At 57.5% G+C, this 18,580-nt stretch carries 14 protein-coding genes and 4 tRNA genes; 3 read left to right on the plus strand and 15 right to left on the minus strand.

What is annotated here, in order from left to right:
- Positions 1 to 32: 32 nt before the first annotated feature.
- From MSNKSG1_RS07670 to MSNKSG1_RS07715, 10 genes are all read right to left on the minus strand, one after another.
- Positions 33 to 1,886 carry a SurA N-terminal domain-containing protein gene (locus MSNKSG1_RS07670; protein ID WP_008938685.1) on the minus strand — a complete coding sequence of 618 codons (1,854 nt, stop codon included), beginning with the start codon at positions 1,884 to 1,886 and terminating at the stop codon, positions 33 to 35.
- Positions 1,887 to 2,036: 150 nt separating this feature from the next.
- Entirely contained in the window at positions 2,037 to 2,309 is a 273-nt protein-coding gene (locus MSNKSG1_RS07675; protein WP_008174603.1) for an HU family DNA-binding protein, read from the minus strand.
- 238 nt (positions 2,310 to 2,547) lie between these two features.
- Positions 2,548 to 4,965, minus strand: a complete 2,418-nt coding sequence (gene lon / locus MSNKSG1_RS07680; protein WP_008938686.1) for an endopeptidase La — start codon at positions 4,963 to 4,965, stop codon at positions 2,548 to 2,550.
- Positions 4,966 to 5,149: 184 nt separating this feature from the next.
- Positions 5,150 to 6,433, minus strand: a complete 1,284-nt coding sequence (gene clpX / locus MSNKSG1_RS07685) for an ATP-dependent Clp protease ATP-binding subunit ClpX (RefSeq protein WP_008938687.1) — start codon at positions 6,431 to 6,433, stop codon at positions 5,150 to 5,152.
- Between the two features lie 76 nt (positions 6,434 to 6,509).
- The gene (clpP, locus tag MSNKSG1_RS07690; protein WP_008938688.1) at positions 6,510 to 7,145 is read right to left on the minus strand and encodes an ATP-dependent Clp endopeptidase proteolytic subunit ClpP; all 636 of its coding nucleotides are present in this window, start codon (positions 7,143 to 7,145) and stop codon (positions 6,510 to 6,512) included.
- Positions 7,146 to 7,314: 169 nt separating this feature from the next.
- Complete coding sequence (gene tig, locus MSNKSG1_RS07695) at positions 7,315 to 8,619, minus strand: trigger factor (protein WP_008938689.1); 1,305 nt, start codon at positions 8,617 to 8,619, stop codon at positions 7,315 to 7,317.
- Between the two features lie 217 nt (positions 8,620 to 8,836).
- Positions 8,837 to 8,921: transfer RNA gene (locus tag MSNKSG1_RS07700), tRNA-Leu, on the minus strand.
- 79 nt (positions 8,922 to 9,000) lie between these two features.
- Positions 9,001 to 9,076 (minus strand) — tRNA-His (locus tag MSNKSG1_RS07705).
- A gap of 84 nt (positions 9,077 to 9,160) precedes the next feature.
- Positions 9,161 to 9,237, minus strand: a tRNA-Arg gene (locus tag MSNKSG1_RS07710).
- 32 nt (positions 9,238 to 9,269) lie between these two features.
- Positions 9,270 to 9,346, minus strand: a tRNA-Pro gene (locus tag MSNKSG1_RS07715).
- A gap of 226 nt (positions 9,347 to 9,572) precedes the next feature.
- Between MSNKSG1_RS07715 and folD the strand changes: the two genes are divergently transcribed.
- On the plus strand, positions 9,573 to 10,430 hold the full coding sequence (gene folD, locus MSNKSG1_RS07720) for a bifunctional methylenetetrahydrofolate dehydrogenase/methenyltetrahydrofolate cyclohydrolase FolD (protein ID WP_008938690.1): 858 nt from the start codon (positions 9,573 to 9,575) through the stop codon (positions 10,428 to 10,430).
- Between the two features lie 94 nt (positions 10,431 to 10,524).
- On the opposite strand, the gene MSNKSG1_RS07725 is transcribed toward folD, so the two are convergent.
- The 3 genes from MSNKSG1_RS07725 to MSNKSG1_RS07735 form a co-directional block, all read right to left on the minus strand.
- Positions 10,525 to 12,705, minus strand: coding sequence for a malate synthase G (locus MSNKSG1_RS07725; protein ID WP_008938691.1), 2,181 nt, complete (start codon positions 12,703 to 12,705; stop codon positions 10,525 to 10,527).
- A gap of 150 nt (positions 12,706 to 12,855) precedes the next feature.
- On the minus strand, positions 12,856 to 14,244 hold the full coding sequence (gene cysS / locus MSNKSG1_RS07730) for a cysteine--tRNA ligase (protein WP_008938692.1): 1,389 nt from the start codon (positions 14,242 to 14,244) through the stop codon (positions 12,856 to 12,858).
- Positions 14,241 to 15,920 (minus strand): glutamine--tRNA ligase/YqeY domain fusion protein, encoded by a 1,680-nt coding sequence (locus tag MSNKSG1_RS07735; protein WP_008938693.1) that lies wholly within the window; start codon positions 15,918 to 15,920, stop codon positions 14,241 to 14,243. Before MSNKSG1_RS07735 ends, cysS begins: the two co-directional genes overlap by 4 nt.
- Before the next feature lie 136 nt (positions 15,921 to 16,056).
- On the opposite strand from MSNKSG1_RS07735, the gene MSNKSG1_RS07740 reads away from it, so the two are divergent.
- Both MSNKSG1_RS07740 and MSNKSG1_RS07745 read left to right on the plus strand, forming a co-directional pair.
- Positions 16,057 to 16,557: a peptidylprolyl isomerase gene (locus MSNKSG1_RS07740; protein WP_008938694.1), complete on the plus strand. Its 501-nt coding sequence runs from the start codon at positions 16,057 to 16,059 to the stop codon at positions 16,555 to 16,557.
- Entirely contained in the window at positions 16,554 to 17,282 is a 729-nt protein-coding gene (locus tag MSNKSG1_RS07745) for a UDP-2,3-diacylglucosamine diphosphatase (protein ID WP_008938695.1), read from the plus strand. The genes MSNKSG1_RS07740 and MSNKSG1_RS07745 overlap by 4 nt, the downstream gene beginning before the upstream one ends.
- Here MSNKSG1_RS07745 and MSNKSG1_RS07750 read toward each other — a convergent pair.
- The gene (locus MSNKSG1_RS07750; RefSeq protein WP_008938696.1) at positions 17,274 to 18,119 is read right to left on the minus strand and encodes a hypothetical protein; all 846 of its coding nucleotides are present in this window, start codon (positions 18,117 to 18,119) and stop codon (positions 17,274 to 17,276) included. The two genes, MSNKSG1_RS07745 and MSNKSG1_RS07750, sit on opposite strands and share 9 nt — an antisense overlap.
- A gap of 43 nt (positions 18,120 to 18,162) precedes the next feature.
- The gene (locus tag MSNKSG1_RS07755) at positions 18,163 to 18,558 is read right to left on the minus strand and encodes an acyl-CoA thioesterase (protein WP_008938697.1); all 396 of its coding nucleotides are present in this window, start codon (positions 18,556 to 18,558) and stop codon (positions 18,163 to 18,165) included.
- Positions 18,559 to 18,580 lie beyond the last annotated feature (22 nt).

The raw sequence follows: 18,580 nt of genomic DNA on the forward strand, positions 1-18,580 counted from the left end.
GCCCTTTGTGTTTTGCGAACGGAAGGAGCCCCTTATGGGCGCTCGACCTCCGCTCGCTTACGCAGCATCTGCTGGTAAGCCGTGTAATCCCGCTGCCCCTCCAGGGAGGACAGGAAGCTGTACAGACGCTTGTATTCTTCGCTGTCCTTATCCACCTTGCCCTGATTGACCGCATCCAGCGCGATCACGCTCGCCTGGTCCGCATCAACAACCTTGCCAAAGCTAGGCTGATTCTCGGACGGACGGGGCAATGAGAACGCCGTTTGCAGCACCGGCGCAGGAAGGCCCGATGCATTTCGGCCCTGGTCCGTGTAATCGACCCACTCACCAGCGCCGATCTCATCCGCGCTCTTACCCTGCTTGAGATCAGCGATAATCGAATCCGCGCGCTGCGCCAGGGCCTCGAGGGTCTTCTGTTCGACCAGAGTAGAACGTACCTGATCTTTTACTGCATCCAGTGCCAACTGTTTTGCCTCACGGTGTGCCCGGACACGCGCGACGACAGACAGGTTGTCACCCACATCAATCAGTTCCGTGTTGTAGCCAGCGTTGAGCACGTCATCGGAAAACAGCTGGCGAACCAGTCCGGCATGATCGAAGGGCGCGGGACCACCGTCTCGGGTAATGCCGGAAATCTCACGAACCTCAAGCCCGAGCTCTTTTGCCGGCCCGGCCAGATCGTCTGCAGCATACGCGGAGTCAGCCAGCTTCGAGCGGACTTCGGCAAACTTGTCCTCGGCCTTCTTGCGCGCAAGCTCGGCGCGAAGCTTGTCTTTCATCTCGTCAAACGACGGCACCTTGGAGCGACGAATATCTTCGAGTTTGATCAGGTGAACACCAAAGCGGGTTTTAACCGGCTCGGACACCTCCCCTTCCTTCAACCCGAACAGAGCTTTTTCGAAGTCGGGATCATAGACGCCACGACCGGCATATCCCAGCTCACCCCCCTTGTCGGCGGTCGCCGTATCGATAGAGTATTCCTTCGCCAGGTCAGCAAAGGATTCCCCGTTTGAGAGCCGATCCTGAATCTTTGCAATAGTGGCGGATGCGTCCGGACCATCATTGATCAGAATGTGCGCGGCACGGCGCTCCTCACGGGCCAGCCCGTCTTTCTTTTGATCGTAATAGGCCTTCACCTCATCATCGCTCACATCTATGCTGTCGGCCAGAGCCCCGACAGACAAGGCAATGTAGGCGGCATCAACCTGTTCCGGCTGCCGGAACTGGCTGGTATGGCTGTCGTAATAGTCCTGAATATCCCCATCGCTCACGGCTACCTGGTCAGCGACCGCCTTCGCGGGAATCGTGAGTGCCCGAAAATCCCGGGTCTGGTTCTGGATCTGCAGCAATTGACTGGCGTTGGATTCGGTTGCCAGACCACTTTGCACAATGCCGTTACGGATCTGGTTCACCACATATTGCTTGCGGAGGAGATTACGGAATTCCGCGATGCCCATCCCCATATTCCGGACTGTCGCGGCAAATCGCTCACTGCTGTACTTGCCATCCACCTGGAACTGGGGCATCTGGCGGATGAGGGCATCGATATCGGAGTCGGACAGTTCCAGTCCCTGACTCGCTGCATCCTGGGTCAGCGTCTCTTCCCGGATAAGGTTCTCGAGAACGTCCTTCCGGAGCTGATCTTCATTCAGCAGGGAGGGATCGGGCGTTTCCATCTGGGAAAGGCGGCGCTGCTTTTCAATCTGTACCGTGCGGAGAAACTCGCGTTCGGTAATATCCTGGCCGTTAACCGTGGCAACCTCCGGCTCACCGGAAAACCCGCCGATAATGGCGTCCATTCCCCAGATGGAAAGGGAAACGATTAGAACCACGATGATGATCTTGGCAATGGTACCCTGGGCATTATCCCGAATATCTTGAAGCATGTTTCTCCCGAATCCCCGTCAAGGTCGTGCGTTGTTTTCGGTTTGGTATTGACTTGGAATGTGCTGAACGTAAAAAGGCGCACCCTGTTCGGAATGCGCCTTCAATCCTTCTTGGCGGCCTACCAGAGCAAACCGCCGGAGAAAGAACCGTTACTTAACGGCGTCTTTCAGGGCCTTGCCGGCTTTGAAACCAGGCACTTTGGAGGCCGGAATCTTGATCTCGGCACCAGTCTGCGGGTTACGACCGGTGCGGGCAGCACGCTCTTTAACAGAGAAGGTACCGAAGCCGATCAGGGTAACCTGATCACCTTTCTTGAGGGCACCGGTGATTGAGTTGGTCATGGCATCCAGAGCACGGCCAGCGGCGGCTTTGGAGATATCTGCGGACTCTGCAATTGCATCGATAAGTTCGGACTTGTTCACACTAAACCCCTTCGATTTCAGGTTGAAGATGTTATAGGTTGGTTTATTTTTTCGCGGACGTTCTCGACTATCGCATAAGCGGTCCGAGAATTCCATTCTTCAGTTTTGTTATTCCTTTCGGCTGTTCACCGGTGTTCGGAATAGGCACATACTGCGCGGGAGCCCTTGGTATTGGCTGCTTCACGGCGAAACAGTTATACCAATGGGCTCTCTGGCATGTCAACAACTCATCATGGCTTTAATGCGTATTTATGCGCTCCGCCGCTTCACCTTCATCATCTCGCGGTTTTCCGGAACCGGTTTTCCCGGCTGGAGATTCCGCGTGAGCTTCGGGCGGGTATGCCAGCGCAATGTCCAGCACTTCGTCAATCCAGGTGACCGGCCGGATGTCCAGAGACTCTTTGATATTCTCTGGTATCTCCTTGAGATCACGGACGTTTTCTTCCGGGATCAGAACTGTCTTGATACCGCCCCGATGGGCCGCCAGCAGTTTTTCCTTGAGCCCGCCAATGGCCAACACACGCCCTCTCAGGGTGATCTCCCCGGTCATCGCAACGTCGGCGCGAACGGGTATCCGCGTCAGGGCTGACACCAAGGCAGTACACATGCCAATACCGGCACTGGGACCGTCTTTCGGCGTCGCACCCTCCGGAACGTGAACGTGCAGGTCATGTTTTTCGTGGAAATCGTTTGCAATCCCAAGGCCGGGCGCCCGGCTCCGGACCACGGTCAACGCGGTCTGGATAGACTCCTGCATGACATCGCCGAGCGAACCCGTTTTGACCACGCGGCCCTTGCCCGGGGTCAGTGCGCATTCGATGGTCAGCAACTCACCGCCCACCTGGGTCCACGCCAGGCCAGTGACCTGACCAATCTGGTCGCTCTCTTCAGCGAGCCCGTACTTGAACTTCTTGACGCCGGAGTAATCCTCAAGCATCTCCGGTGACAGGGTCACCGCAGCCTTCTCGCCGGCTTCAACGTGCTCACGGACAACCTTCCGGCAGATCTTGGCGATCTCCCGCTCAAGCCCGCGCACACCCGCTTCACGAGTGTAGTAGCGGATCAGGTCCCGCAGGGTCTCTTCCGGAATCTTCAGTTCGTCCTTGCGCAAACCGTTGGCCTTGATCTGCTTGGGCAACAGGTAACGCAGCGCAATATTGACCTTCTCGTCCTCGGTATACCCCGGGATTCGAATGATCTCCATACGGTCCAGCAATGCCGGCGGAATATCCATGGAGTTCGACGTACAGACGAACATGACATCCGAGAGATCGTAATCCACTTCCAGGTAATGGTCGTTGAAGGTGTGATTCTGCTCCGGATCAAGCACTTCCAGCAGTGCCGAGGCCGGATCTCCCCGATGATCCATACCCATCTTGTCGATCTCGTCGAACAGGAACAGCGGGTTCTTTACACCCACCTTGGACAGCTTCTGCAGAAGCTTGCCGGGCAAGGCTCCGATATAGGTTTTGCGGTGCCCGCGGATCTCGGCCTCATCGCGAACGCCGCCGAGGGCCATACGGGTGTATTTCCGATTGGTCGCCCTGGCAATGGACTGCCCCAGGGAAGTCTTACCCACCCCTGGAGGCCCCACGAGACACAGGACCGGCCCTTTCACCTTCTTGACCCGGCTCTGGACCGCCAGATACTCCAGAATGCGCTTCTTGACCTCGTCGAGCCCGTAATGGTCCCGATCCAGGATTTCCCGGGCTTTTTCAATGTCGTGCCGCACGCGGCTGCGCTTTTTCCAGGGAATAGCCAGCATCCAGTCGATGTAGCCGCGAACAACCGTCGCTTCGGCTGACATCGGCGACATCATCTTGAGCTTGTTCAGTTCCGCTTCGGTTTTCTTGCGGGCTTCTTCCGGCAGGCCGGCTTCTTCGAGCTTGTTCTCAAGCTCCTCGAAATCGTTATTGCCCTCACCGAGCTGGCCCATTTCCTTCTGGATGGCCTTCATCTGCTCATTGAGGTAATACTCGCGCTGGCTGCGCTCCATCTGCTTCTTGACCCGGCCACGAATGCGCTTCTCAACCTCGATCAGATCGATCTCGCCATCCAGCTTGCCGAGCAAGAGATCAACACGCTTGCGCACGTCCAGCGCTTCCAGCAACTCCTGCTTCTCGGGAATCCGCATCTCGAGGTGGGCCGCCATGGTATCAGCCAGGCGCTCAAGCTCCTCGATGCCCGTCAGTGCATTCGACACTTCTGACGGCACTTTCTTCGAAAGTTTCACGAACTTCTCGAACTCGTCCATCAATGTCTTGACGAGCACGTCTTCTTCCCGCTCAGGCAATCCTTCTTCATCAAGCATTATGGCTCCACCGGTGAGGTAGTCGCCTTCCTTGATATCCCGGATCGAAGCCCGGGCATTGCCTTCGACCAGCACCTTGACCGTACCATCCGGGAGCCGAAGCATCTGCAAGACAGTGGCCAGCGTGCCCATTTCGAACACATCTTTGGCACCAGGCTCATCAGTGGAGGCATCTTTCTGTGCCACCAGCAGGATTTCCTTACTGCCCTCCATGGCCGCTTCCAGCGCCTGGATGGATTTTTCACGGCCGACAAACAACGGAACCACCATGTGCGGGAACACCACGACGTCCCTCAGCGGGAGCAACGGGTATTCTTGCACGGTATCTTCGGGTATCAGGGTCATAGGAATTCCTCTGACGGTATTTCTTTCAGCATATCACCCTTCATTGGGGCGCCAATGGAAATTGCAATCTTTTTACGAAACGAAACGGGCGGGTACATATACGGTGGGAAGGCGATACGAAAAGGGGGCGCAACCGCCCCCTTTTCCATGCCTCACGGCTGACTTCAGTGAACAGATCCGTCGATCAGTCCTCGGGTACAGCCTTGGCGTGATCCGAACTGGCGTAAATCTTGAACGGCTCGGAATCGCCATTGATCACGCTTTCGTCGATCACCACCTTGCTGACGTCGTGCTCAGACGGAATCTGATACATGGTGTCCAGCAGGGTCGCTTCCATAATGGACCGGAGACCGCGGGCGCCGGTTTTCCGCTCCATCGCCTTGCGCGCCACGGCACGCAGAGCGTCTTCCCGGAAATCAAGCTCGACCCCTTCCATATCGAACAGCTTCTGATACTGCTTGGTCAGCGCGTTCTTGGGCTGGGTCAGAATCTGCACGAGCGCGTCTTCATCAAGTTCGGTCAGGGTTGCCACGACCGGCAGCCGGCCGACGAATTCCGGAATCAGGCCGAACTTCACCAGATCCTCGGTTTCGACATCCTTGATGATGTCTCCGGTCGCCTTGCTGTCATCCTGACTCTTGACCGTGGCCGAGAAGCCAATGGAACTGCGATCCGACCGCTCCTGAATCACCTTTTCCAGGCCGGCAAACGCACCGCCACAGATGAACAGCATGTTGGTGGTGTCCACTTGCAGGAATTCCTGCTGTGGATGCTTTCTACCACCCTGCGGCGGCACAGAGGCGACTGTCCCTTCGATCAGTTTCAGTAACGCCTGCTGCACACCCTCGCCCGAGACGTCCCGAGTGATGGAAGGGTTGTCCGACTTTCTGGAAATCTTGTCGATTTCATCAATATAGACAATGCCCCGCTGCGCCTTGTCGACGTCGTAATCGCATTTCTGAAGCAGTTTCTGGATGATGTTCTCAACGTCCTCACCCACGTAACCCGCCTCGGTCAGCGTCGTGGCATCAGCAATGGTGAACGGGACGTTCAACATGCGCGCCAGCGTTTCAGCCAGCAGCGTCTTACCGCTTCCCGTCGGGCCGATCAGGAGAATGTTACTCTTGCCCAGTTCGACATCGCTCTTGCCTTCACCGTAGCGCAACCGCTTGTAGTGGTTGTATACAGCGACAGACAGCACCACCTTGGCTCGGTCCTGGCCAATGACGTACTCATCCAGAGTCTCCCGGATTTCCGCCGGTGAAGGAAGACGATCACTGCTTTCTTCCTCAGCGTTTTCCTGGATCTCCTCGCGGATGATGTCATTGCACAGGTCTACGCACTCGTCGCAGATGAACACCGAGGGCCCTGCGATGAGTTTCCGGACTTCATGCTGGCTCTTTCCACAAAACGAGCAGTACAGCAACTTGCCGTTATCGTCGCCTCTGCCGTTTCTTTCATCTGCCATTGAATTACCTCTGCTCTTTTACAGCCGGCGTTACTGGCTGATACGCCGGCCAAGGATGATGCGATGACTTTCAGTATTATGTATTCGGTGCGCGCTTATCAAGTACCGAATCAATCAACCCGTACTCTTTGGCCTGGTCCGGATCCATGAAATAGTCACGGTCGGTATCCCTGGCGATGGTCTCCAGGTCCTGCCCGGTATGGTGAGCCAGCAGGGAGTTCAGGGTGTGGCGAATTTTCAGAATCTCACGGGTGTGGATCTCGATATCGGTCGCCTGCCCCTGATATCCGCCGAGCGGCTGGTGGATCATCACCCGGCTGTGCGGCAGACAGGCCCGTTTGCCCTCTGCACCACCTGCGAGAAGGAATGCGCCCATGCTGGCTGCCTGACCAATACAGAGCGTCGCCACATCCGGCTTGATAAACTGCATGGTGTCATAGATGGACATACCCGCAGTTACGGAGCCACCCGGGCTGTTGATATAAAGGTGAATGTCCTTGTCAGGGTTCTCGGATTCCAGGAAAAGCATCTGAGCCACAATCAGGTTCGCCATATGGTCTTCGACCGGACCAACCATAAAGATCACCCGTTCCTTGAGAAGACGGGAATAGATGTCGAAAGAGCGCTCGCCCCGAGCGGTCTGTTCGATGACGATTGGCACCAGGCCAGAATTGGTAACCATTGCGGGACCATCGATTGGTTTCTGCGTCATGTGCGCCTGAACTCCTTGTGGACAATGGGTTGTGGCGTTCGGCCACGAATTTTCAACATGTTGGCATCCAATACTGTGCCACCAGTCGGCCCAGATGAAAACAGCCGGACATGCCGGCTGTTTTCGGATTCGGCCAACGTGACCGGCTGTACCGGCCAGTCACCGTCGCTTAACGCTGCGGCTGGCCCGCAGCAACGGCCTCTTCGTACTTCATCTTCTTCTCTTTGACCTTGGCCTGGGCCAGTACGTGGTCGACGACCGCGTCTTCCAGTACAGAAGACTCTATCTGGGACTTCTGGTCCGGGTTGTTGTTGAAGTGCGCAACAACTTCCTCTGGCTGTTCATACGTTGAAGCAATTTCCTGGATCTTTTCTTCAACCTTCGCAGGATCCGCCTTCAGATCATTCTGCTTGACCACTTCCTGGAACAGCAGGCCGGTCTTGACGCGACGAGTAGCCTGCTCCTCAAAGATTTCCTTGGGCAGCTGCTGGAAATCTACCTGGCCACCAAAACGCTGAACCGCGTCCTGACGCAGGCGATCAATTTCCTGATCAACCAGCGCGGCCGGCACGTCGAGCTCGGTCGTTTCCAGAAGGCCGTCAACGACATCGTTCTTGACCTTGTTGGACACCGCCTGCTTGAGCTCGCGCTCCATGTTCTTCTTCACTTCCTCACGGAAAGTGGCTTCATCTTCGGCTTCGATACCGAAGTTCTTGAAGAACTCGGTGTTCAGCTCGGGCAACTGAGGCTCTTCCACCTTGTGGATCTTGATCTCGAACTTGGCCGGCTTACCCGCGAGGTCTTCATTGTGGTAGTCCTCCGGGAAAGTCACTTCGATTTCCATGTCTTCGCCGGCCTTGCCACCAACGATGGCCTTCTCGAATCCCGGAATCATCTGCCCGGAGCCCAGCGTCAGACGCTGCCCCTCGGCAGAGCCGCCTTCGAACTCCTCGCCATCAATGTAACCCTTGAAGTCGATGGTCACGATGTCCTTGTTCTTGGACTTGCGCTTGACTTCTTTCATCGTAGCCTGCTGACGACGCAGGTTGTCGATCATGGTATCGATGTCTTTATCGGTCACATCGGAAGCGGGCTTTTCGATGGCAATCTTGCTGAGATCCCCGAGCTCGATTTCCGGCAGTACTTCGAAAGTCGCCACGAACTCGAGATCCTTGCCCTCTTCCATGGTCTTCGGCTCGAACTGCGGCCAGCCCGCAGGGTTGATGTCCTGCTCCTGCAGTGCCTTGATGTAGTTGTCGCGCATAACCTCGCCAACCACTTCCTGACGGATGCTGTCACCGAAACGACGCTTGACCACGCTCATGGGCACCTTGCCAGGACGGAAACCATTCAAACGCACAGTGCGCGCTGTTTCCTGCAGGCGTTTCTGGACCGCCTGGTCGATTTCCTGGGCGGGCACACCAATCGTCATGCGACGCTCGATGTTGGAGGTCGTTTCAACAGACACTTGCATGGAAGATCCTCAAATTACAGGTTCGGTATGTGAATGAATTTTATCAATAAATCCTGCCCCTACTGCGAAACTGCAGAGTGGGCGAAAATTAAAAGGCCGTAGTTTACCACGGTTTGCACCGCCGAGAGAATCATCTGTACGACCCTATTAAAGGCCACAGGAGAACTCCGGAATACCGGCGTATAGAGATTGGGGATGAATTGACAAAATGAAAGGGTGGTGCGAGAGGAGAGACTCGAACTCTCACGGGTTGCCCCACTGGAACCTAAATCCAGCGCGTCTACCAGTTCCGCCACTCTCGCATGCACTGCGCTGACCAGAAGACATCAAAAAACGCGTTCGAGGTCCAGTCACTGCGGAAATTCAAGGCTTGGGGAAAAGTGGGGTGGACGAAGGGGTTCGAACCCTCGACCGCAGGAGTCACAATCCTGAGCTCTACCAACTGAGCTACGTCCACCACATCAAGACGTACCTTTCGGTACCTTCAACTTTTCAACTTTGCTGCCTGTGGCGCCCGGCGCGAACCAGGCCTGAGGCTTAATGGCGCGCCCGGCAGGACTCGAACCTGCGACCATCCGCTTAGAAGGCGGATGCTCTATCCAGCTGAGCTACGGGCGCCTGACCGTTCGCCCACCTGAACATTCAGAAATTGGTCGGGGTAGAGAGATTCGAACTCCCGACATCCTGCTCCCAAAGCAGGCGCGCTACCAGACTGCGCTATACCCCGTCTGCCTGAACAACAAGTGCCTCAGCAAAGTTGGCGCGCATATTACCGGCGCCGGAGGACGCCGTCAACACGCATTTGGAAAATCCTGTCGGCACTCGCCTTTCCAGATGACTCGAAACCCCGGGAGAAGTTCCCTCTGCACAAAATCGTCGAATTGGAGTTCGGACGGAAGCATGAGACAATTCCCCGCCTTCATTTACCGATGCCCAACCGACAAGACGGAATTATGAGCGCGAAACTTATTAACGGAAAAGAGATTGCTGCACAGGTCCGACAGCAGGTCGCAGCCGGCGTGGAAGCGAGAAAACAGAAAGGCCTGCGTGCGCCGGGCCTGGCCGTGGTTCTGGTCGGCAACGACCCGGCTTCCCGCGTTTACGTTGGCAACAAGATCAAGGCCTGCGAAGAGACCGGCATCCTCTCCCTCTCCTACGATCTGCCGGAGGACACCTCCCAGGACGCCCTTGAAGCCCTGGTGGACGAGCTCAATGAAAACCCTGCCGTAGATGGAATACTTGTCCAGCTGCCCCTGCCTTCACACCTCGATGCGGACCCGATTCTCGTCAAGATTCGCCCGGACAAGGATGTGGATGGCTTTCATCCATACAACATCGGCCGACTGATGCAGCGCAAGCCCACGCTACGCCCCTGTACCCCGGCCGGCGTCATTACCCTGCTCGACTCCATAAACACCCCCTACAAGGGCCAGCATGCCGTCATCGTGGGCGCCTCCAACATTGTCGGCCGCCCCATGAGCATGGAACTCCTCCTGAGAGGCGCCACAACCACGGTTTGCCATCGTTTTACCGATAACCTGGGAAAATACGTTGGTGAAGCCGATATCCTGATCGCCGCAGCCGGTAAGCCGGGACTGGTCAAAGGCGAGTGGATCAAGCCGGGATCCACGGTCATCGACGTGGGCATGAACCGGACCGACGACGGAAAACTGAGAGGCGACGTCGAATTTGAGGTCGCTGCCGAGCGGGCTGCGTACATCACTCCCGTGCCCGGTGGCGTTGGACCAATGACGATCGCAACACTCCTTCAGAACACTCTGTACGCCGCGGACGTCCTGCACGAGGACTGATACTCCTGAGCGGTGCAACCCTGAGCTCAACCCCGGGGTCGTACAGACACAAAAAACCCGCGGTAAACCGCGGGTTTTTTTATGCACCGAAGCCTTACTGGCCGTATTTGGCCTTGGCCTTCTGACGGTAGGCGTGCAGAAGCGGTTCGGTATAGCCGTTCGGCTGCTCACAGCCCTTGAGGACCAGCGCCATGGCGGCTTCGAACGCGACGCTATCATCGAAGTTCGGTGCCATGTTGCGATAGGCAGGATCGCCAGCATTCTGCTGATCAACCACCGCAGCCATACGCTTCATGGTTTCTTCGATCTGCGCTTCCGTGCAGATGCCATGGTGCAGCCAGTTGGCCAGCAACTGGGAAGAAATCCGCAGGGTTGCGCGATCTTCCATCAGGCCCACGTTATTGATGTCGGGCACCTTGGAGCAACCCACACCCTGATCGATCCAGCGCACTACGTAACCCAGAATACCCTGGGCATTGTTATCCAGCTCCTGCTGGATCTCGTCGGCCCCCAGGGAGGACGGATCGTCCATCACAGGCACGGTCAGGATATCGTCGAGGTTGGCGCGAGCGCGGCTTTCCAGCTGCTTTTGCACGTCGGCAACACTGACCTGGTGGTAATGGGTTGCGTGCAGGGTCGCCGCCGTCGGAGACGGAACCCAGGCCGTATTTGCACCGGCCTTCGGGTGACCGATCTTGGCTTCCAGCATGCCGGCCATCAGGTCAGGCATGGCCCACATGCCCTTACCGATCTGGGCAACGCCCCGGAAACCGGTTTCCAGTCCGATGTCGACGTTCCACTGCTCGTATGCATTGATCCAGGTCGCCTGCTTCATCTGGCCTTTGCGAATGAAGGGACCCAGCTCCATGGAGGTGTGAATTTCGTCTCCGGTACGGTCCAGGAAGCCGGTATTGATAAATACCGCACGCTCTTTCGCAGCCTCGATGCACGCCTTCAGGTTAACGGTCGTACGACGCTCCTCGTCCATGATACCCACTTTCAGGGTGAAGCGCGGAAGCCCAAGCGCATCCTCAACACGACCAAAGAATTCGTTGGTGAACGCCACTTCCTCAGGGCCGTGCATCTTGGGCTTCACGATGTACATGGAACCCTTGGTGCTGTTCTGGAACTGGCCGTTACCCTTGAGGTCGTGAATGGCGATCAGGGACGTGATCAGACCATCCATCAGGCCTTCCGGAATCTCGTTGCCATCCTTCAGCAGGACTGCCGGGTTGGTCATCAGGTGACCAACGTTACGGATGAACATCAGGCTGCGACCCTTCAGCACTACTTCACTGCCATCGGCACCGGTGTAAGTGCGATCCGCGTTCATCTTGCGAGTCATCTGCTGGCCGCCCTTTTCAAAGGTCTCCTGCAGGTCACCCTTCATCAGACCCAGCCAGTTGCGGTAGGCCAGCGCCTTGTCGTCCGCGTCAACCGCGGCTACGGAGTCCTCACAATCCATGATGGTGGTCAGCGCTGACTCCATCAGGACGTCTTTCACGTGGGCACCGTCGTCCTTGCCGATCGGATGACTGGCATCGATCTGGATTTCGAAATGCATGCCGTTCTTGACCAGGAGCACGCCCGTGGGGGCATCGGCAGCGCCGGTAAAGCCGACAAAGCCTGCCTCATCTTTCAGGCCAGTGGTCTCACCGTTCTGCAGCTTGACGACCAGTTTGCCACCCTCGACCGAGTACTTGGCGGCGTCTTTGTGACTGCCCGATGCCAGCGGAGCAGAGCTGTCCAGCAGGTTGCGGGCCCACTCAATTACCTTGGCGCCACGAACCGGATTGTAGCCCGGGCCTTTCTGGGCACCATCCTCTTCGGAAATGGCATCGGTGCCGTAGAGCGCATCGTACAGGCTACCCCAACGGGCGTTGGCCGCGTTCAGTGCGAAGCGCGCATTCATGATCGGAACAACCAGCTGCGGCCCCGCCATGGTGGCCACTTCAGGATCCACATTGGAGGTGGAGATCTTGAACTCCGCCGGCTCTTCCACGAGGTAGCCAATGTCTTTCAGAAAGGCCTTGTATTCGGCCATGTCCAGCTTCTGACCCTTGTGGTCACGGTTCCAGCTGTCCATCTTTTCCTGGATCGCATCGCGCTTGGCCAGCAGCTCGCGGTTACGTGGCGCAAGCTCGTTCACGATCTTGTCAAATTCGGCCCAGAATTTATCGGCATCGATTCCGGTGCCCGGGATCGCTTCGTTGTTCACGAAGTCATACAGATTCTTTGCGACCTGAATGCCGCCGACTTGTACGCGTTCTGTCATCGTTGTCTGCCTCAGTGGGTTACGTTTCCCGACTCCCCCTTCGCTTCGAGGGGGCATTCTAATTTGAGCGCCGCATTGTAAGGGAAAATCCTTACAAGATCATTCCTGCGCGCGCAAAACTGGTCTGACCAACTGGCCGCACCCGCAAATTCAGGCCCTTCGCCAGGTCGTTCCCTCGCGACTGTCGTCCAGAACAATGCCCTTGTCCGCAAGTTCATCACGGATGCGGTCGGCCTCGGCAAAGTTCCTGGCCTTGCGGGCGTCGGCCCGGGCCTGGATCATTCCCTCGATCTCCTCTGCAGTGAGGTCGCTGCCGGTATCCGCCTGGAAAAACGCTTCCGGATCCTGCTGCAGCAGCCCCACAACGGAACCGAGACGAACCAGCACGGCGGCACTTCGCTGAGCCGCCTGCTCCTCGCCATCCCGCCTGAGCTGATTGATCTCGTTGGCGACCGCATGCAATACCGAGATGGCACCGGCTGTATTGAAGTCGTCATCCATGACTTCGGCAAACCGACGATCATGCTCGGTCTCCGGAACTTCCCCGCTATTGGCCGGCACAATGCCACGCAGCGCATGATATAACTTGGTCAGCGTCCGACCCGCCTCGGCGAGGTTTTCCTCGGAATAATCCACCTGACTCCGATAATGGCTGGAGACAAGGAAATACCGCACCACTTCGGCCGGATAGGTCTCAAGGATCTCCCGGATCGTGAAGAAGTTACCCAGCGATTTGGACATTTTCTCCTTGTTCACCCGGATGGCGCCGGCATGCATCCAGGTATGCACAAAGGGATGGCCGGTGGCACATTCGGACTGGGCGATTTCGTTCTCATGATGGGGAAACAGCAGGTCGGGACCACCGCCGTGTATATCGAAGGTGTCCCCCAGACAGCGGGTCGACATGGCCGAGCACTCGATGTGCCAACCCGGACGGCCGTCGCCCCATGGTGAGGGCCAGCTCACCTCACCGGGCCCGGCCGCCTTCCACAAGGCAAAGTCTGCCGGACTGCGCTTGGCCTCCTGGACATCCACACGGGCTCCGGCAATCAGATCGTCCAGTTTTTTCTTGCTGAGCTTGCCGTATTCCGGGAAAGACTCGACTGAAAAGTAGACGTCACCATTGTCGGCCGCGTAGGCATGCCCACCAGAGATCAGTCGCTGGATCATTGCGATGATATCGTCGATGTAGGCCGTCGCCCGGGGCTCTTCGTCGGGCGACAGTACGCCGAGCCGGGCCTCGTCTTCATGCATGGCCTGGATCATACGTTCCGTGAGACTGGTGTATACCTCGCCGTTCTCATCCGCCCGGCGCAGGATCTTGTCGTCGATGTCGGTGATATTCCGGACATACTCCACATCGTAACCCCGGTGCCTGAGGTACCGGGTGACCACGTCAAAGGCAACCAGAACCCGGGCATGCCCGAGATGGCAGTAGTCGTATACGGTCATGCCGCAGACATACATCCGCACTTTGCCCGGCTCGATGGGGCGAAACTCTTCCTTTTTCTGAGTGAGCGTGTTGTAGATTCGGATCACTTGCCCCCCTTACCCCAGGAATCCCGCAATGTGACCGTGCGATTAAACACCGGGCGTCCGGCGGCGGCCGTCTGCTCCTGATCGCAGAAGAAGTAGCCTTCCCGCTCGAACTGATACGGCAGATCGGTGCGAGGATCCACCAGGCCTTTCTCGGCCCGCACGCCCTTCAGCACGACCAGGGAATCCGGATTGAGATGATCGACGAAGTCACCGTCCTTGTCGCTGTCCGGCGACTCATGATTGAACAGGCGGTCATAGACATTGATGTCCGCTTCGACGCTGTCGTGAGCCGATACCCAGTGAACCACGCCGTTCGGCTTGTAGCCTTCGGGATTGACCCCAAGGGTGTTCGGATCGTACTCGCATTTCAGCTCGACGATCTCGCCGCTGGCATCCCGCACGATTTCGCGACAGGTCATGACATAACCACCACGCAGTCGTACTGCCTGGTCCGGGGCAAGGCGCTTCCACTTGCGCGGTGGCTCCTCGGCAAAATCTTCCCGATCGATGTACAGCACCTGACTCCAGGTCACTTCCCGCTCACCCATATCCGGGTTCTGCGGATGTACCGGCAAGGTCAGGGTTTCGGTCTTGTCCGCCGGGTAATTGGTCAGGGTAACTTTCAGCGGGCGCATCACACACATGGCGCGCGGCGCGCGGGTATTGAGGTCTTCCCGGATGGCGTGCTCGAGCATGCCGACATCCACCGTACCGCCGGCCTTGTTGACACCGATCATGTCGCAGAAATTGCGAATGGATTCCGGCGTATAACCCCGACGGCGCATGCCGGAAATGGTTGGCATACGCGGATCGTTCCAGCCATCCACATAACCCTCGTCGACCAGGCGCTTGAGCTTTCGCTTGGAGGTAATCGTGTAGTTCAGGTTGAGCCGGGCAAATTCGATCTGGCGCGGGTGACACGGTACGGAAATGTTGTCCAGTACCCAGTCGTACAACGGCCGGTGATCCTCAAACTCCAGGGTACACAGGGAATGGGTAATCCCTTCGAGAGCGTCCGAGATCGGGTGGGTGTAGTCGTACATCGGGTAGATGCACCACTTGCTGCCGGTCTGGTGGTGATCGGCGTAACGGATACGGTACAGGATCGGATCGCGCAGATTGATGTTCGGCGATGCCATATCGATCTTCGCCCTCAGCACCAGCTCTCCGTTGTCGTATTTGCCATCCCGCATATCCCGGAAGAGCTGGAGGTTTTCATCGACAGGACGATCCCGGTAAGGACTGTTGCGCCCCGGCTCCTTGAGCGTGCCACGGTACTCGGCCATCTCATCGGCCGTCAGCGCGCAAACGTAAGCCTTGCCGTTGCGGATCAGCTCCTCCGCAAACTCGTAGAGGGCATCGAAGTAATCCGAGGCGAACCGGGCCTCGCCGGCCCACTCGTACCCGAGCCACTGCACATCCTGCTTGATGGCATCGATGTATTCCTGGTTTTCCTTCTCCGGATTGGTGTCATCAAACCGCAGATTACATTCACCACCAAAGGTTTCGGCGATGCCAAAATTCAGACAGATCGACTTGGCGTGACCAATATGCAGATAGCCATTCGGCTCTGGCGGGAAACGGGTCACGACGATGCCGGAGTGCTCTCCCTTGGCAATCGCATCTTCAATCAGGCTCTGGATAAAGTTGTGGGCTTTCTTCGATTCGGCGCTCATACAATCTCTGTTGGACAGGGGTTGAATCTGAAACCGCCTATTATACTCACAAATCCTTGCCGGACTCATGCATAGCGGAAAACTCTTGAGTACAATAGCGGCCTGAATGCTCCCTAACCCGAAACAGGAAACCCTGATGATTCTGTTGCAAACCAATTTCGGCGATATCAAGCTCGAACTGGACCACGAAAAGGCACCGGAAACGGCGAAAAATTTCGAACAGTATGTCCGCGACGGCTTTTACGACGGCCTGATTTTCCACCGCGTGATCAGCAACTTCATGATTCAGGGCGGCGGCTTCGAACCGGGCATGACCCCACGGAAGACCCGTGAGCCGATCCAGAACGAAGCCGACAATGGCCTGAGCAACATGACCGGCACCATTGCCATGGCGCGCACCATGGACCCCCACTCCGCCACCGCGCAGTTCTTCATCAACGTTCAGGACAATGGTTTCCTCGACCATACTGCCAAGAACGCCGAAGGCTGGGGTTACTGCGTGTTCGGCAAGGTCGTTGAGGGCATGGATACTGTCAACCGGATCCGGGCGGTGCGCACCACCATGCGGGCCGGCCACCAGGACGTCCCGGCTGACGACGTTGTGATCGAGAAGGCCGAGGTGGTGGAGGACGCGTGACCACGCTGTTTATCTCGGATCTGCACCTGGAAGAATCCCGTCCGGACATCACAGATGCGTTTCTCGCCTTCCTGCGCAGCACCGCGCAGGGAGCCGCGGAACTCTACATCCTGGGCGATTTTTTTGAAGCCTGGATTGGCGATGACGAAAGGACGCCGCTTCAGGAACAGGTAGCCGCGGCACTCAAGGACCTCAACGAGAGCGGAACCGACATCTTTTTGATGCATGGGAACCGGGACTTCCTGATCGGCGAGGACTTCTGCACCCGCGCCGGCGCTACGCTGCTTGAAGATCCGACCGTCATCGACCTTCACGGCACCCCCACCCTGCTCATGCATGGCGACAGCCTCTGTACGGCGGATTTGGAGTACCAGAAATTCCGGACCAACATGCGCAATCCCCAGTGGCAGCAGATGATCCTGGCACGCCCCCTGGAAGACCGCCAGCAGATGGCCCGGCAACTCCGCGAAATCTCCATGGCCAAAAACCAGGGCAAGGCCGAAACCATTATGGATGTCACGCCGGAAGAGGTGGTCCGGGAACTGGAGCATCACGGTGTCCAGCGGATGATTCACGGACATACCCATCGACCAGCGGTGCATTCGCTTCACGCCAATGGCGCGGACGCAAAGCGGATGGTGCTCGGCGACTGGGACCAGAACGTCTGGTGGATCGAGGCAGAACCCGGTCAGGAGCCGGCGCTGAAAAAAGCACCGCTAGGATGATCCCGAGGCAGGCGGCTCCCGGTAGGTTTCCAGTCGCCTGAGCCAGCCCGGCAGCCATCGCTCGCGCTCGATGGCCCTGGGCGCGTTCTCCGCACGCCGCGTCAGCACCCGGCCGGCTGCCTGCCGGAAGGCATCCAGCGCCGTCACGTCGGGCATCGAACGCATTTCAAGCAGCACCTGAAGCAAGCCCCAGCCCTCGCCATGATACCGTTCGGACTCGGCGAGCCCCTCGCCCTTGAAATTGACATAATCCATCAAGGCGTAGGCACCGCCCGGTGTGGCACTCAGCTCAACCAGCGTCTTCCGGAGGCGGGGTAGCTCTGACGATGGCGCCGCCTGCAGGACGCGTCCCAGGGCGAGTCGGGTACGCTGGAAGATGAACGCAGCCTGCAAGCCACGGGTCTGGCTGAGAAAATCCCGCAATTGCTCGGTGCGAGGCCCCGGATCCACCTGCAGGAAGGTTGCTCGATCGGGCCAGGGCGCGTCGAACGGATCAAGGCTCTCCAACCACTCTGGAATCGGCGCATCGTGCTCCTCCATGAACTCAATCAGCGGAGGAAAGCTCTCCACGAATTTGCCGTCGACACCCTTGGGATACCAGATGAAGTGCCCGATACCCAGGGACGGAAAGGCTTCTCCCTCATTCCAATGCACCAGGCATTCTCTCCGGCTCGCGCACTCATTCCGGAAAATCTGCGCACCAACCCAATGCAGCTGCGCCGGCGTCAGTGTCAGCCGGATATCCTCGGTCTCCCGGCTCTCGGGGCCAGAATCGCAGGCGGCCAGAACGAGAAAGGACAAGGCGGCCAGCAGCCGAACGACGCGATTCAGAATCAATCAATCCCCCTCACCGGTGCAAGGATGAGCGCCGCAAACAGGCTCATTCCGGCATGGCATGTTCAGCCAGTTGGTCCTTGATCTCCTGCGGGATTGGCACCGACTTCTCGCTGTTGTAATCAAAGTGAATGAGCACGGCAATACCGCGCGCAATCTGCTTGCCATTCTGCCAGGCTTCCTGAACCACATGGACGGAACTGTTTCCGATCTTGCCAACACCCGTGCGGATTTCAACGGGCATATGCCAGTAGCTCTGGGCCAGCAGATCAATCTCCATCCGGGCCAGGATCAACGGCCAGGTCTCGACCTCAAGATCGGGATGGAAGATTCGGAAAATAGGCGTTCTGCCCTGTTCGAACCACACCGGCAACGAGGTATTGCTGATATGGCCAAGGGCGTCGGTGTCACTGAAACGGGGATCAAGTTCAATCGAAAACATAGCATTTTTCCTGAGACAAAAC

The sequence above is a fragment of the Marinobacter santoriniensis NKSG1 genome (assembly GCF_000347775.1).
GTDB classification, from domain to species: Bacteria; Pseudomonadota; Gammaproteobacteria; order Pseudomonadales; family Oleiphilaceae; genus Marinobacter; species Marinobacter santoriniensis.